The 13,926-nt window shown below is 64.1% G+C and carries 14 protein-coding genes; all 14 read left to right on the top strand.

The window, feature by feature from the left end:
• The first annotated feature begins 153 nt into the window (after window positions 1-153).
• The 14 genes from rpmH to M52SOB_RS13785 all read left to right on the top strand — a co-directional run bounded on the left by rpmH (window position 154) and on the right by M52SOB_RS13785 (window position 13,866).
• Window positions 154-288, top strand: a complete 135-nt coding sequence (gene rpmH, locus M52SOB_RS13850; protein ID WP_126447540.1) for a 50S ribosomal protein L34 — start codon at window positions 154-156, stop codon at window positions 286-288.
• Window positions 289-294: 6 nt separating this feature from the next.
• Window positions 295-714: a ribonuclease P protein component gene (rnpA, locus tag M52SOB_RS13845; protein WP_131112358.1), complete on the top strand. Its 420-nt coding sequence runs from the start codon at window positions 295-297 to the stop codon at window positions 712-714.
• Window positions 711-932: a membrane protein insertion efficiency factor YidD gene (gene yidD, locus M52SOB_RS13840; protein WP_131112357.1), complete on the top strand. Its 222-nt coding sequence runs from the start codon at window positions 711-713 to the stop codon at window positions 930-932. The genes rnpA and yidD overlap by 4 nt, the downstream gene beginning before the upstream one ends.
• A 36-nt stretch (window positions 933-968) precedes the next feature.
• Window positions 969-2,573, top strand: coding sequence for a membrane protein insertase YidC (gene yidC / locus M52SOB_RS13835; RefSeq protein WP_131112356.1), 1,605 nt, complete (start codon window positions 969-971; stop codon window positions 2,571-2,573).
• Window positions 2,551-3,909 carry a tRNA uridine-5-carboxymethylaminomethyl(34) synthesis GTPase MnmE gene (gene mnmE, locus M52SOB_RS13830; RefSeq protein WP_131112355.1) on the top strand — a complete coding sequence of 453 codons (1,359 nt, stop codon included), beginning with the start codon at window positions 2,551-2,553 and terminating at the stop codon, window positions 3,907-3,909. Before yidC ends, mnmE begins: the two co-directional genes overlap by 23 nt.
• Window positions 3,910-3,940: 31 nt before the next feature.
• The gene (locus M52SOB_RS13825) at window positions 3,941-4,753 is read left to right on the top strand and encodes a sulfite exporter TauE/SafE family protein (RefSeq protein WP_131112354.1); all 813 of its coding nucleotides are present in this window, start codon (window positions 3,941-3,943) and stop codon (window positions 4,751-4,753) included.
• Window positions 4,754-4,804: 51 nt separating this feature from the next.
• A complete protein-coding gene (locus tag M52SOB_RS13820; protein ID WP_131112353.1) occupies window positions 4,805-5,953 on the top strand; it encodes an ABC transporter substrate-binding protein in 1,149 nt (382 codons plus the stop codon).
• 64 nt (window positions 5,954-6,017) lie between these two features.
• The gene (locus M52SOB_RS13815) at window positions 6,018-7,052 is read left to right on the top strand and encodes a branched-chain amino acid ABC transporter permease (protein ID WP_131112352.1); all 1,035 of its coding nucleotides are present in this window, start codon (window positions 6,018-6,020) and stop codon (window positions 7,050-7,052) included.
• Window positions 7,049-8,842 (top strand): branched-chain amino acid ABC transporter ATP-binding protein/permease, encoded by a 1,794-nt coding sequence (locus M52SOB_RS13810; RefSeq protein ID WP_131112351.1) that lies wholly within the window; start codon window positions 7,049-7,051, stop codon window positions 8,840-8,842. Before M52SOB_RS13815 ends, M52SOB_RS13810 begins: the two co-directional genes overlap by 4 nt.
• A 1-nt stretch (window position 8,843) precedes the next feature.
• The gene (locus tag M52SOB_RS13805; protein ID WP_131112350.1) at window positions 8,844-9,593 is read left to right on the top strand and encodes an ABC transporter ATP-binding protein; all 750 of its coding nucleotides are present in this window, start codon (window positions 8,844-8,846) and stop codon (window positions 9,591-9,593) included.
• Between the two features lie 127 nt (window positions 9,594-9,720).
• Window positions 9,721-11,595 (top strand): tRNA uridine-5-carboxymethylaminomethyl(34) synthesis enzyme MnmG, encoded by a 1,875-nt coding sequence (gene mnmG, locus M52SOB_RS13800; RefSeq protein ID WP_131112349.1) that lies wholly within the window; start codon window positions 9,721-9,723, stop codon window positions 11,593-11,595.
• Complete coding sequence (gene rsmG / locus M52SOB_RS13795; RefSeq protein WP_131112348.1) at window positions 11,592-12,212, top strand: 16S rRNA (guanine(527)-N(7))-methyltransferase RsmG; 621 nt, start codon at window positions 11,592-11,594, stop codon at window positions 12,210-12,212. Before mnmG ends, rsmG begins: the two co-directional genes overlap by 4 nt.
• A gap of 2 nt (window positions 12,213-12,214) precedes the next feature.
• The gene (locus M52SOB_RS13790) at window positions 12,215-13,000 is read left to right on the top strand and encodes a ParA family protein (RefSeq protein WP_131112347.1); all 786 of its coding nucleotides are present in this window, start codon (window positions 12,215-12,217) and stop codon (window positions 12,998-13,000) included.
• Window positions 12,997-13,866, top strand: a complete 870-nt coding sequence (locus M52SOB_RS13785; protein WP_131112346.1) for a ParB/RepB/Spo0J family partition protein — start codon at window positions 12,997-12,999, stop codon at window positions 13,864-13,866. The genes M52SOB_RS13790 and M52SOB_RS13785 overlap by 4 nt, the downstream gene beginning before the upstream one ends.
• The last annotated feature ends 60 nt before the right edge of the window (window positions 13,867-13,926 follow it).

The raw sequence follows: 13,926 nt of genomic DNA, 5'->3' as shown, positions 1-13,926 counted from the left end.
ACTTTCACCCTTCCGCCGTCGATTCTAAACAATTCGCGCAGGGTTATCCACAACCCTGTAAGCGCCGGAAAGTGCCCAGCAGTGCGAAGTCCTTGACAAGATGATCTTCAACAAGCTGTAATACAGGGCTTTTTTTCAGCCAAGGATGCCGACATGAAACGTACCTACCAACCCTCCGTGGTTCGCCGCAAGCGCACGCATGGCTTTCTCGTTCGTTCTCGCACTCGCGGTGGCCGCGCAGTGTTGCGCGCCCGTCGCGCCAAGGGCCGTCACCGTCTGGCCGTCTGATCGCGCTTGAAACGCTGCGGCCTTGTTGCCGATCCAGGTCGGTTTGGCTTCGGCCGCTGTTTTCGGCTGCTGAGACCGCAGGAATTCTCCGCGGTTTTCCATGCCCGGCAGGTCGTGCGTGGCGAGCGATTCGCACTGCATTTCAGGGAAAACGCTCTGAAGCACCCGCGCCTGGGTCTGGTGCTTCCCAAAAAGCAGGCGCGCAGCGCCGTCCTGCGCAATGCGATCAAACGACAGGCCCGCGAGGCCTTTCGCCTCAAGCGGCCTGGCTTGCCGGCACTGGACATCGTCCTGCGCTTGCTGCGGCCGGTGGCCGCCATCGAAAAATCAGTCTGGCGCACGGAAATCGAGGGCTTGCTCGACAGACTCGCCAAGTCAGACGCCAAGAGGCAGGCAGAGGGCGTCCGGGAGCGGAGCCCGCAGTGAAAAATCTGTTGGCCAAGCCGCTGATCTGGTTGGTACGTGCTTATCAACTGTTGATCAGCCCTTTCTTCCCCCCCTCCTGCCGTTTCCATCCGACCTGTTCGCATTACGCGATCGAGGCACTCGAAAAGCACGGCCCCCTGTTGGGTACCTGGCTGGCGCTGCGTCGCGTCCTGCGCTGTCATCCCTGGCATCCTGGCGGTCACGATCCGGTGCCGTAGAATGACGCTCCTCTTTCGTCGTAGCTCCCCCCGATCATGGACAATCAACGCCTGATTCTGCTGCTGGTCTTCTTGTTTTCCTGCATGATGCTGTGGGACGCCTGGCAGCGCAAGGATTTGCCGCCGCCCGTGACCCAGCCGCAGGCTTCTGCCGTCCCTGCAGCCAGCAGTGTGCCCAGCGCCTCCGGCAGTGCCGTCCCGCCAACGCCGACTTCCTCCACCGCTCCGGCGGCGCAGGCTGCGGTGATGAAGGTGCGCACCGATCTGGTCGAAGCAGAAATTTCCTCGCAGGGAGGGGATCTGGTGCGTCTGGAATTGCTCAAGCATCAGGCCCATGACAGACCGGACAAGCATTTCGTGCTGATCGACCCGGCCCATGCCTATGCAGCCCAGTCGGGCCTGATCGGTCCGGGGCTGCCGAACCACAAATCCGTCTGGTCGCTGCCGGCTCAGGCGATGGAACTCAAGGACGGCGAAGAGGCGCTGCGAATCGCGCTCGAAGCGCCGATCGAGGGAGGCGGCAAGGTCGTCAAGACTTATGTCTTCAAGCGCGGCAGTTATCTGATCGACGTTCAATATGCCTTCGTCGGTGCCCAACCGCCGGCCGGCGCCCATGCCTATTTCCAGCTGGTGCGCAACGATACGCCGCCGGAAGGGACGGGCGGCGCGATGTCGACGTCCACCTTTACCGGCGCGGCGTTCTTCACCGATCAGGACAAATTCAAGAAGGTCGAATTCAAGGCCTTCGGCGAGAAGGGCAAGCACCCGACCACCGCCAACGACGGCTGGGTGGCGCTGGTGCAGCACTATTTCGTCTCGGCCTGGATTCCGGCCAATGGGCCGCGGGAGTATTTCACCCGCAAGCTGGATGGCAACCTCTACGCCGCCGGGGTCGTCGTGCCCATCACCGGAACCGAGCTGACGGTGCCGTTGTATGCCGGACCGCAGGAGCAGGACAAGCTGGAAAAAATCGCGCCGGGGCTGGATCTGGTCGTCGATTATGGCTGGCTGACCTTCATCGCCGCCCCGCTGTTCTGGGTGCTGCAATGGATTCACAAGCTGGTCGGCAACTGGGGCTGGGCGATCATCGTGTTGACGGTGCTGATCAAGCTGATTTTCTTTCCGCTCTCCGCCGCCAGCTACAAATCGATGGCAAAGATGCGCGTGCTGACGCCGAAGCTGATGAAGCTCAAAGAGATGTACGCCGACGACAAGCAGCGCATGAACCTGGAGATGATGGAGCTCTACAAGCGCGAGAAAGTCAATCCCCTGGGCGGCTGTCTGCCGATCCTCGTGCAGATCCCCGTGTTCATCGCGCTCTACTGGGTGCTGTTGGGCACCGTCGAGCTGCGCGGCGCGCCTTGGCTGGGCTGGATCACCGATCTGTCGGTGAAGGATCCCTACTACGTCCTGCCGATCATCATGGGCATTTCGATGTTCGTGCAGACCAAGCTCAACCCGACGCCGCCGGACCCGATCCAGGCCAAGATCATGCTGTGGATGCCGATCGTATTCACCGGCATGTTCCTGTTCTTCCCGGCCGGCCTGGTGCTCTACTGGACGGTCAACAACATCCTGTCGATCGCCCAGCAGTGGCAGGTCAACCGCATGATCGAGCGTGCCGGCCTCAAAGCGCACTGACACGATCGCCGCGATCGCGACGCCACCGGGGCGGGGTGGCATCGGCGTGGTGCGGGTCTCCGGCCGGGATCTGTTGCCGATGGCTTCCCAGCTCACCGGTAAGCCCGTCGAGCGCATCGCGCCGCGCCGAGCGCTGCTTGCGGACTTTCTCGCCGCCGATGGCGGTCTGCTCGACCAAGGCCTGCTGATCTATTTTCCCGCGCCGCATTCCTTTACCGGCGAGGATGTGCTCGAACTGCACGGCCACGGCGGGCCGGTGGTGATGCATACCCTGCTTTCCCGCTGCGTCGAACTGGGCGCGCGGCGAGCCTTGCCGGGCGAGTTTTCATTGCGTGCCTATCTCAACGACAAGATCGATCTTGCCCAGGCCGAAGGCATCGCCGATTTGATCGATGCGGCCTCGAGCCAGGCCGCACGCGCGGCAGTGAGGTCGCTATCGGGCGAGTTCTCCCATGCCGTGCGAGCACTCACTGACGGCCTGATCGAGTTGAGATGCCTGATCGAAGCCACGCTCGACTTTCCCGACGAGGAGATCGATCCGCTCAGTGATACCGACATCGTGCCACGGCTCGAAAAGCTGCGCGCCGATCTGGCCCATCTGCGCACTCGGGCGCGTGAAGGCAGCGTGTTGCGTTCGGGCCTCACCGTGGTGCTCGCCGGCCTGCCGAATGTCGGCAAAAGCTCGTTGCTCAACCGGCTCGCCGGCGAAGAGCGCGCGATCGTCACCGACATTGCCGGCACGACACGCGATGCGGTGCGCGAAACGATCCTCGTCGAAGGCATTCCGGTCTCGATCATCGATACCGCCGGGCTGCGCGAAACCGAGGATGCGGTGGAAAAGATCGGCATCGAACGCACCTGGCAGGAAATCGCCCGCGCCGACGCGATCCTGCAAATCGTCGATGCCCGTTCCGGTATCACGCCGGCCGATCAGGCGATCATCGCGCGGCTGCCGGCCGGGATCGAGCGCATCGTCATCGAAAACAAGTGCGATCTCGCCCAACGGCCGCCCGAAAGGGAGGTCGTCAAAGGCATCGTTCATATCGTGCTTTCGGCAAAGCAGGGCGCTGGCATCGAGCTGCTCCACGAAGAGCTGCTGCGCATCGCCGGCTGGCGTGGCCATGGCGAAGACGCGCTGCTCGCCCGCGCGCGGCACCTCGAAGCGCTGGCGGAGGCGGAGGAGCGCCTCACCGCCGCCCACGAGCATTTGCGCCAGCTGGAACTCGCCGCCGAGGAGCTGCGCCTTGCGCAGCAGGCCTTGTCGAGCATCACCGGCGAATTCACCGCCGACGACTTGCTGGGGGTGATCTTCGGTCGGTTCTGCATCGGAAAGTGATGAAACTCGGCGCTGGCAACACGGCACCCCGATGAACCAATTCGATCCGCTCTGGCTCACGTTGCTGCTCGCAGCGTTTTTTGCCGGCTTCGTCGATGCGGTGGCGGGAGGCGGGGGCCTGATCCAGGTGCCGGCACTATTCGCCGGCTTGCCGCGCGAGGCGCCGGCCACGCTGTTCGGCACCAACAAGCTGGCGTCGATCTTCGGCACCCTCTCTGCCGCGCGGCGTTACCTGCGGGCGGTGGAGCTGCCCTGGCGCTGGGTGCTGCCGGCGGCCGCCGCGGCTTTCCTGTTTTCCTTTCTTGGCGCCGCCGTGGTGGCCTGGCTGCCCAAGGACGTCGTGCGCCCGCTGGTGCTGGTCCTGCTCCTGGCGGTCGCGGTCTATACCTGGTCGAAACCGGATTTTGGTGTAAGCAAGCGCTCACCCCGGGTGGCCGCCGAGCATCTCCTCGCCACGGCGTTATTGGTCGGCGCGGTGCTCGGTTTCTACGATGGCTTTTTCGGTCCTGGGGCCGGCAGCTTCATGATCTTTGCCTTCGTGCGTCTCTTCGGCATGGATTTCCTGCACGCTTCGGCGAGCGCAAAGATCCTCAACGCGGCGACGAACGCCGGCGCCTTGCTGCTTTTCGCGCCATCCGGACATGTCCTATGGACGCTCGGTTTCGGCATGGCGCTGTGCAACATCGCCGGCTCACGCTTGGGCAGCAAGCTGGCGATCCGCCATGGCAGCGGCTTCGTGCGCGGCGTGTTCCTGATCATGACCTCGCTGCTGATCATCAAGATCGCCTGGGACACTTTCTCCGAAAACCCTTTCGGATTCATGGACGAGAAGCCGGCGCGATGATAAATTGGCGCTGTTTCTAGTGCCTTTCACCAAAACTTTAGGGAGGAGCCCATGAAGTTGAATTTGAAGACGCTGTGCGTCGCGCTCTTGGCCGGTCTTGCCGGCACGGCCATGGCCGATATCAATGTCGGTGTCGTCGTCTCGGCAACGGGACCCGCGGCCTCACTCGGCATTCCGGAAAAGAACACGGTGGCGATGTTGCCGACCACGATCGGCGGCGAAAAGGTGAATTACATCGTCCTCGACGATGCTTCGGACACCACCACGGCCGTCAAGAACACCCGCAAGCTCATCACCGAGGACAAGGTGGATGTGATCGTCGGCTCCACGATCACGCCGAATTCGCTGGCGATGATCGACGTCGTCGCCGAAGCCGAAACGCCGATGATCTCGATGGCCGCCTCGGCGCGCATCGTCGATACCGCCAACCCCAAGGTCAAATGGGTGTTCAAGACGCCGCAGAACGACATCCAGATGTCGACGGCGATCGTCGAGCACATGACCAGTCATGGCATCAAGACGGTGGCTTTCATTGGCTTTGCCGATGCCTACGGCGAAGGCTGGTTCAACGAATTCGCCAAGATCGCCGAAGCGCGCAAGCTGAAGATCGTCGCCAACGAGCGCTATAACCGCAACGACACGTCGGTGACCGGCCAGGTGTTGAAGATCATCGCCGCCAAGCCGGACGCGGTGCTGATCGCCGGCTCGGGCACGCCGGCGGCGCTGCCACAGAAGACGCTGAAGGAGAAGGGTTACAAGGGTGCCTACTATCAGACCCACGGCGTGGCCAACAAGGATTTCCTGCGCGTCTGCGGCAAGGACTGCGAAGGCACGCTGCTGCCCGCCGGTCCGGTGCTGGTCGCCGCGCAACTGCCCGACAGCAACCCGATCAAGAAGGTGGCGCTCGACTATGTGAGCAGGTATGAAGCGGCGCACGGCAAGGGCAGCACCTCGACCTTCGGCGCGCATGCCTGGGATGCCGGCATCCTGCTCGCCAATGCGGTGCCGGTGGCGCTCAAAAAAGCCAAGCCCGGCACGAAGGAATTCAAGGCGGCGCTGCGCGATGCGCTCGAGGGGCTGAAGAACGTGACCGTTTCGCACGGCATCGTCAACATGTCGCCGACCGACCACTTGGGCTTCGACCAGCGCGCACGCGTCATGGTCAGAGTCGAGAATGGCGACTGGAAGCTGATCCAGTAGAGTACTCTGTCTTAAAGCCAAGGGCGTCGGAAGGCTCCGGCGCCCTTGTTGTTTGATCACGCGAATGGACCTGCAAATCGCACTGTTACTCGGCCAGGACGGCATCGTCACCGGCGCCATCTACGCGCTGCTGGCGCTGGCGCTGGTGCTGGTGTTCGCCGTTACACGCGTGATCTTCATTCCCCAGGGCGAATTCGTCGCCTATGGCGCGCTGACCTTGGCCGGCATCCAGAGCGGGCAGACGCCGGGCACACTCTGGTTGCTGCTCGCCCTTGGCCTGGCGTCGCTGGCGGTCGATGCGCCAGCCAGCCTGCGTGCCGGTAGAGGGCGTTTTCTGCGCTTGCTGGTGGGCCAGCTCGTTTATCCACTTGTCATGACTGCTCTGCTGCTCGGCGGCTCACCGCGCGATTGGCCGATGCTGTTGCAAGTGCTGCTCGCCCTTGCCGTGGTGGTGCCGCTCGGTCCGCAACTGTATCGACTGGTCTATCAGCCGATCGCGGAAGCCTCGGTGCTGGTGCTACTGATCGTCTCGGTGGCGCTCCACCTGACCCTGGTCGGGTTGGGCCTGCTGTTCTTCGGCGCGGAAGGCTCGCGCACCCAGGCATTTTCCGAGGCCAGCTTCGATCTCGGTGTACTGAGCGTCAGTGGCCAGAGCCTGTGGGTGATCGGCACGAGCCTCGTCTTGATCGCCGCGCTATATTTCTTTTTCGAAAAGAGTCTTTACGGCAAGGCCTTGCGCGCCACCGCGGTGAATCGTGCCGGCGCGCGGCTGATGGGCATTTCGACCACGCTCGCCGGCCGGCTGACTTTCCTTTTGGCGGCGGCGATCGGCGCGCTCTCCGGCATTCTGATCGCGCCGATCACGACCGTGTATTACGACACCGGTTTTTTGATCGGTCTGAAAGGTTTCGTCGGCGCCATCATCGGCGGGCTGGCGAGTTACCCGGTGGCGGCGGCGGGCGCCGTGTTGGTCGGGCTGCTCGAATCCTTTTCGTCCTTCTGGGCGTCGGCCTTCAAGGAAGTGATCGTATTCACGCTGATCATTCCGGTGTTGCTGTGGCGCTCGCTGACCACGCACCACATCGAGGAAGAGGAATGAAGTCGCGGCTCGTCTTTGCCGTCTTCCTCCTGCTGCTGGCGCTGGCGCCGCTGGTTTTGCCCGAATTCAGCATCACGTTGCTCAATTACATCGGCCTGTATGCGCTGGTGGCGCTGGGGCTGGTGCTGCTGACGGGGATCGGTGGCCTGACGTCTTTCGGACAGGCGGCCTTCGTCGGCATGGGCGCCTATGCGACCGCCTGGCTGACCACCACGGCCGCGCTGCCGGGCTGGCTGCTGCCCTTGGCGAACCCCTGGGGCGGGTTGCTGCTCGGTCTGTTCCTTACCGCGCTCCTCGCGCTGATCCTCGGCGCGCTGACCTTGCGCCTGTCGGGTCATTATCTGCCGCTGGGTACGCTCGCCTGGGGGATTTCGCTCTATTTCCTGTTCGGCAATCTCGAATTCCTCGGCGGCCATACCGGCATCGGCGGCATCCCGGCGCTCTCGCTCGCCGGCCTGGAATTGCGCGACGGCCGCCAGTTCTATTTCCTGATCTGGGCGGTGCTGCTCGCGGCGATCTGGCTGACACGCAATTTGCTCGATTCGCGTGCCGGCCGCGCGATTCGCGCCCTGAAGGGCGGCACCTTGATGGCCGAGGCGATGGGGGTCGACACCGGTCGCGCCAAGATGGTCATTTTCCTGATCGCCGCCCTGTTCGCCTGTCTGTCCGGCTGGCTCTATGCCCACCTGCAGCGCTTCCTCAATCCGACGCCGTTTGGCTTGCACATCGGCATCGAGTATCTGTTCATGGCCGTGATCGGCGGCGCCGCGCATGTCTGGGGCGCGCTGGTCGGCGCCGCGGTGATCACCATCCTCAAGCAGTGGCTGCAGGACATCCTGCCGCAATTATTCGGGGCGACCGGCAACTTCGAGGTGATCGCCTTCGGTCTGCTGATGATCTTCGTGCTGCACCGCGCGCGCGATGGCCTGTGGCCGATGCTGGCGCGGTTCTTCCCGGACGATGGGTGCCGCCCTGCCAGCGCCGACTTCGTGCAAACCGCACCGTTGCCGCGCCGCGTCGTTCCGGTGACTGGCACGCCGCTGCTCGAAGTCAGCGATGCGGTGAAGAAATTCGGCGGACTGGTGGCCAACGACCGCATGAGCCTGAACGTCGCGGCGGGTGAGATCCTGGCGCTGATCGGACCGAACGGCGCCGGCAAGTCGACCTTGTTCAATCTGATCACTGGCGTCGATCCGCCCACCAGCGGCGCGGTGCGCTTCCTCGGCGCAGAGGTGGCGGGCCGCTCCTCGCGCGCCATCGCCCGCATGGGCATGGGCCGCACCTTCCAACACGTGCGGCTGCTGCCGGCGATGTCGGTGCTGGAAAACGTCGCTCTGGGCGCTCACCTGCGCGGCTGGCGAGGCGTGTTGGCGGCGATGCTGCATCTGGAACGCGCCGAGGAGCGCCAGCTGCTGGCCGAAGCGGCGCGCCAGTGCGCGCGCGTCGGGCTCGCCGAGCATCTCCATCATCCCGCCGGCAGCCTGCCGCTCGGCAAGCAGCGCATCGTCGAAATCGCCCGGGCGCTGGCCGCCGATCCCTGTCTGCTGCTGCTCGACGAACCGGCGGCCGGCCTGCGTTTCCTCGAAAAGCAGGCGCTCGCCGAGCTCTTGCGCCAGCTGCGCGCCGAAGGCATGGGCATTCTGCTCGTCGAGCACGACATGGAGTTCGTGATGGATCTCGCCGACCGCGTCGTGGTGATGGAATTCGGCAAAAAGATTGCCGAAGGCTTGCCGCACGAGGTGCAGAATGACCCGGCGGTGATCGAGGCTTATCTGGGCGGAGTCGAGTGAGATGGATACCACGCGCCCAGAACCGCTCCTTTCCGTCACCGACCTGTGCGTCTCTTATGGCAAGGTCGAGGCGCTGCACCATGTCTCGTTGCGGGTGCTCCCGGGCCAGATCGTCACCGTGATCGGCCCCAATGGCGCCGGCAAGACCACGTTGCTGTCGGCGATCATGGGCGTGCTGCCTTTCACGCGGGGTGAGGTCTCTTTCAGTGGCGAGCCTGCCAACGGTCACGTCGACATCGAACGTATGGTCTCCCGCGGCATGACCCTGGTGCCGGAAAAGCGCGAGCTGTTCGGGGAAATGAGCGTCGAAGACAATCTGCTGCTCGGCGCCTTCATGCGCCGTCGCCTGGGTTTTCGCGACGAACGCCAGACGCTGGAAAAGGTCTATGGCATCTTCCCACGGCTCAAGGAGCGTCATCGGCAGATGGCCGGCACGCTCTCCGGCGGTGAGCGTCAGATGCTCGCCGTCGGCCGGGCGCTGATGGCACAGCCGAAGCTGTTGATGCTCGACGAGCCGAGCCTGGGTCTGGCCCCGCTGATCGTGCGCGAGATCTTCCGCGTCATCGCCGACCTGCGCGATGCTGGCGTGGCGATCCTGCTCGTCGAGCAGAATGCGCGCGCTGCGCTGCAGGTCGCCGATTACGGCTACGTGCTCGAAACCGGTGAAGTGGCCCTGGAAGGCGACACCGATACCTTGGCCGACGATCCCAAGGTGGTCGAAGCTTATCTGGGCTTGGGCGGCAAGCATTGACCTCAATGTTTCACGTGAAACGCTGGCGCCATGTTTCACGTGAAACGATTTGGGCGGCGACGGGCTTCGGGGGTATCATGGCGGCCTTTTCCAGTTCCGTGCCGTCCCGCCAGCGCCGATTTTTTGCATGCAGTATCCCGAACGCTACGATGTCATCGTGATCGGCGGCGGCCATGCCGGCACCGAGGCGGCGCTGGCTGCGGCGCGCATCGGTGCCCGCACGCTGCTGTTGACGCACAACATCGAGACGCTCGGCGCGATGTCGTGCAATCCCTCGATCGGCGGCATCGGCAAGGGCCATCTCGTCAAGGAGGTCGATGCCCTGGGCGGGGCGATGGCGCTCGCCACCGACGAGGCGGGCATCCAGTTCCGTATCCTCAACGCCTCGAAAGGGCCGGCGGTGCGCGCCACCCGTGCCCAGGCCGATCGCGTGCTCTACAAGCAGGCGATCCGCCGCCGGCTGGAGAATCAGCCGAACCTGACGATCTTCCAGCAGGCCGCCGACGACATCGTGCTCGAAGGCGAGCGAGCCGTCGCCGTCGTTACCCGTCTCGGCATCCGCTTCGAGACGCGCAGCGTGGTGCTGACTGCTGGCACCTTCCTGAACGGGTTGGTGCATGTCGGGTTGGAGAGCTACCGCGCCGGACGTTTTGGCGATCCGCCCTCTCTCAGTCTGGCGGCCCGTCTGCGCGAGCTTGCCCTGCCGGTGGGGCGCCTGAAGACCGGCACACCGCCGCGGCTCGATGGCAAGACGATCGATTTCTCGGTGATGCAGGAACAGCCAGGCGATGTGCCGACGCCGGTGTTCTCGTTTCTCGGCAAGGCAGAACTGCACCCGCGTCAGGTGCCTTGCTGGATCACCCACACCAATCCCCGCACCCACGAGATCATCCGCGCCAATCTCGACCGTTCGCCGATGTTCGCCGGGGTCATCGAAGGCGTCGGGCCGCGCTATTGCCCGTCGATCGAGGATAAGATCCACCGCTTCGCCGGCAAGGACAGCCACCAGGTGTTCCTCGAGCCGGAGGGGCTCGACACGCACGAATACTATCCGCAGGGGATCTCCACCAGCCTGCCGTTCGACGTCCAGCTCGAACTGGTGCGTTCGATCCGCGGCCTGGAAAAGGCGCACATCACGCGTCCTGGCTATGCGATCGAATACGACTACTTCGATCCGCGCGCCCTGAAGGCGACACTGGAGACGAAAGCGATCACCGGGCTGTTCTTCGCCGGCCAGATCAACGGCACCACCGGCTATGAGGAGGCCGCGGCGCAAGGGCTGCTCGCCGGCGCCAATGCCGCGCTGCAGGCGCTGGACAAAGAAGGCTGGTGGCCGCGCCGCGACGAAGCCTATCTCGGTGTGCTCGTCGATGACCTGATCACGCGCGGGGTGTCCGAACCCTACCGGATGTTTACGAGCCGGGCCGAATATCGCCTCTCCCTGCGCGAGGACAATGCCGACCTGCGGCTCACCGAGACCGGCCGCCGCCTCGGTCTGGTCGATGATGCGCGCTGGGACGCCTTCAACCGCAAGCGTGATGCCGTCGCCGCCGAAATCGAGCGGCTGAAGAGCGTCTGGATCAATCCAAACGTCGTCGCTGCTCACGAGATCGAGCGGGTGCTGGGCAAACCGATCGAACGGGAGTATTCGTTGTTCGATCTGCTGCGTCGCCCCGAGGTGAGCTATGCACGGCTGATGAGCCTACCAGGGGCCGGTGTGCCGGTCGAAGCGCCGGAGGTCGTCGAGCAGGTCGAAATCCAGGCCAAGTACCAGGGCTACATCGAGCGGCAGAAGGAGGATGTGGCGAGGATGGCGGCGCAGGAAAACCTGCCGATCCCGGCCGATCTCGACTACCTGCAGCTCACCGGCCTGTCGATCGAGGTGCGGCAGCGGCTGAGCCAGGCCCGGCCCCAGACGGTCGGGCAGGCCAGCCGCATCCAGGGCGTCACGCCGGCGGCGATTGCCGTGCTGCTGGTGCATTTGAAGAGGCTGCGCGGATGACGCTCGGGGAGGGCATCGCTGCGCTCGGCCTCACTCTGCCGCCGGGAGCGGAGGAGAAATTGTCGGCCTATCTCGCCCTGCTGGCGAAATGGAACAAGGTCTATAACCTGACCGCGATCCGCGAGCCCGAGGCGATGGTGACGCACCATCTGCTCGACTCGCTCGCGGTGTTGCCGATTCTGCAAGAGTCGGCGCTGGCAGGACGGCACGCCACACTAGCAGACGTCGGCAGCGGGGCGGGCCTGCCCGGCCTGGTGCTGGCGATCGCTCGGCCCGACTGGCGGGTGGCATCGATCGAGGCCGTGGAGAAAAAAGCGGCGTTTCAAAGGCAGGCGAAAATCGAATTGGGCTTGTCCAATGTGAGCATTCACTGCGGGCGTGTCGAAGATTGGCAGGAGAGATTCGATGCCGTGATCTCGCGGGCCTTCGCTTCGCTGGCCGAGTTCGTCGCCTTGGCCGGCCATCTTGCGGACCGGTTATGGGCAATGAAAGGCGCGTATCCTGCCGAGGAAATCGCCGCCCTGCCGGCCGGCTGGCGCGTGAGTGCCTGCCATGGTCTGCACGTTCCCGGTTTGAAGGCCGAGCGCTGCCTCTTGCTACTGGAAAGGGAAAAGTGAGCATGCACATTTTCGCGATCGCCAACCAGAAAGGCGGGGTAGGGAAGACCACGACGGCGGTCAACCTGGCGGCGGCATTGGCTCAGGCCGGCCAGCGCACGCTGCTGGTCGATCTCGATCCGCAAGGCAATGCCACGATGGGCAGCGGCATCGACAAGCGCACGCTGCGCGTCTCCGTCTATCAAATGCTGCTCGGCCTGGCTTCCCTCGCCGAGGCGCGGGCGCGCTCGCCGAGCGGGCATTTCGACGTCTTGCCGGCCAACCGCGATCTGGCCGGTGCGGAAGTCGAGCTGGTCGACCTCGAGCGCCGCGAACAGCGCCTGCGCGATCAGCTGGCGCGCCATGCCAACGAATATGACTTCGTGCTGATCGATTGCCCGCCTTCGTTGTCGATGCTGACGCTGAACGGCCTGTGCGCTGCTCATGGCGTCATCATTCCGATGCAATGCGAATACTATGCGCTGGAGGGGCTTTCCGATCTGGTCAATACCATCAAGCAGGTGCATCGCAATCTGAACCGCGAGCTCAGAATCATCGGCTTGTTGCGCGTGATGTTCGATCCGCGTTCGACGCTCGCCAACCAGGTATCGCAACAGCTCGAAGCGCATTTCGGCGACAAGGTGTTCAGGACGCTGGTGCCGCGCAACGTTCGGCTTGCCGAGGCGCCCAGTTATGGCATCCCCGGGGTGTTGTTCGACAAGCACGCCAAGGGGGCGCAGGCCTATCAGAGTTTTGCGCGCGAAATGATCGAGCGCGTCGGCGTTTGGGAGAAGGAGCAAAGAGCATGATCCAACGCAAGAAGGGGCTGGGCCGTGGGCTCGAGGCGCTGCTGGCGGGCAACGAAGACACCGGTACGAACGATGCACGCCAGCGCCAAGCGACGCTGCCGATCGGCGAGCTGCAGCCGGGCAAATATCAGCCGCGCACCCGCATGGACCCGGGCTCGCTGGAAGAGTTGGCCGCCTCGATCAAGGCGCAGGGACTCATCCAGCCGATCTCGGTGCGCCCCATCGCCGGCGGACGCTATGAGATCATCGCCGGCGAACGCCGCTGGCGCGCCGCGCAGATCGCCGGGCTGACCGAAGTGCCGGTGTTGATCCGCGAGATTCCGGATGAAGCGGCGCTCGCCATGTCGCTGATCGAAAACATCCAGCGTGAGGATCTCAATCCGCTGGAAGAAGCCGCCGGCCTGCAGCGCCTGATCGATGAATTCGGCATGACGCACCAGCAGGCGGCCGAGGCCGTCGGTCGCTCGCGCTCCGCGGCGACCAATCTGCTGCGCCTCCTGCAGCTCGCCAAGCCGGCGCAGGATCTCCTGATGGCCGGCGACATCGAAATGGGCCATGCGCGCGCCATCCTCGCGGCGCCGAAAAGCGAGCAGGGGCGACTGGCCGCCGAGGCGGCGGACAAGGGCTGGTCGGTGCGCGAGACCGAACGCCGCGTGGCGCGCGAACTCAATCCTTCTGCGCACAAGACGGCAGCGGCGAAGGACCGCGATCTCGAACGGCTCGAAGAAGAGCTGTCTGATTCGATCGGTGCTACGGTGAAAGTGAGCGCCAACCGCAAAGGCGCGGGGACGCTGACCATCCGCTTTGCCAGCCTCGATCAGCTCGATGGCATCCTGAAGCGTCTGCATGGCCAGCACGGAACTTGATCAAGGCGAACTGATGAGCCGATAAATTTGTTGCGCAGCAGCAGATATATTGACTTATTT

The organism is Sulfuricystis thermophila, from assembly GCF_004323595.1.
GTDB lineage: Bacteria > Pseudomonadota > Gammaproteobacteria > Burkholderiales > Rhodocyclaceae > Sulfuricystis > Sulfuricystis thermophila.
The sequence above is the reverse complement of the archived record's forward strand: the minus strand, read 5'-3'. Positions and strand labels throughout refer to the sequence as shown.

Excerpts from the sequence above, each read along its gene's own strand:
- rpmH (WP_126447540.1), top strand. The coding sequence starts at position 154 with ATGAAACGTACCTACCAACCCTCCGTGGTTCGCCGCAAGCGCACGCAT.
- yidC (WP_131112356.1), top strand. The coding sequence starts at position 969 with ATGGACAATCAACGCCTGATTCTGCTGCTGGTCTTCTTGTTTTCCTGC.
- M52SOB_RS13825 (WP_131112354.1), top strand. The coding sequence starts at position 3,941 with ATGAACCAATTCGATCCGCTCTGGCTCACGTTGCTGCTCGCAGCGTTT.
- M52SOB_RS13820 (WP_131112353.1), top strand. The coding sequence starts at position 4,805 with ATGAAGTTGAATTTGAAGACGCTGTGCGTCGCGCTCTTGGCCGGTCTT.
- M52SOB_RS13815 (WP_131112352.1), top strand. The coding sequence starts at position 6,018 with ATGGACCTGCAAATCGCACTGTTACTCGGCCAGGACGGCATCGTCACC.
- M52SOB_RS13810 (WP_131112351.1), top strand. The coding sequence starts at position 7,049 with ATGAAGTCGCGGCTCGTCTTTGCCGTCTTCCTCCTGCTGCTGGCGCTG.
- M52SOB_RS13805 (WP_131112350.1), top strand. The coding sequence starts at position 8,844 with ATGGATACCACGCGCCCAGAACCGCTCCTTTCCGTCACCGACCTGTGC.
- mnmG (WP_131112349.1), top strand. The coding sequence starts at position 9,721 with ATGCAGTATCCCGAACGCTACGATGTCATCGTGATCGGCGGCGGCCAT.
- rsmG (WP_131112348.1), top strand. The coding sequence starts at position 11,592 with ATGACGCTCGGGGAGGGCATCGCTGCGCTCGGCCTCACTCTGCCGCCG.
- M52SOB_RS13790 (WP_131112347.1), top strand. The coding sequence starts at position 12,215 with ATGCACATTTTCGCGATCGCCAACCAGAAAGGCGGGGTAGGGAAGACC.
- M52SOB_RS13785 (WP_131112346.1), top strand. The coding sequence starts at position 12,997 with ATGATCCAACGCAAGAAGGGGCTGGGCCGTGGGCTCGAGGCGCTGCTG.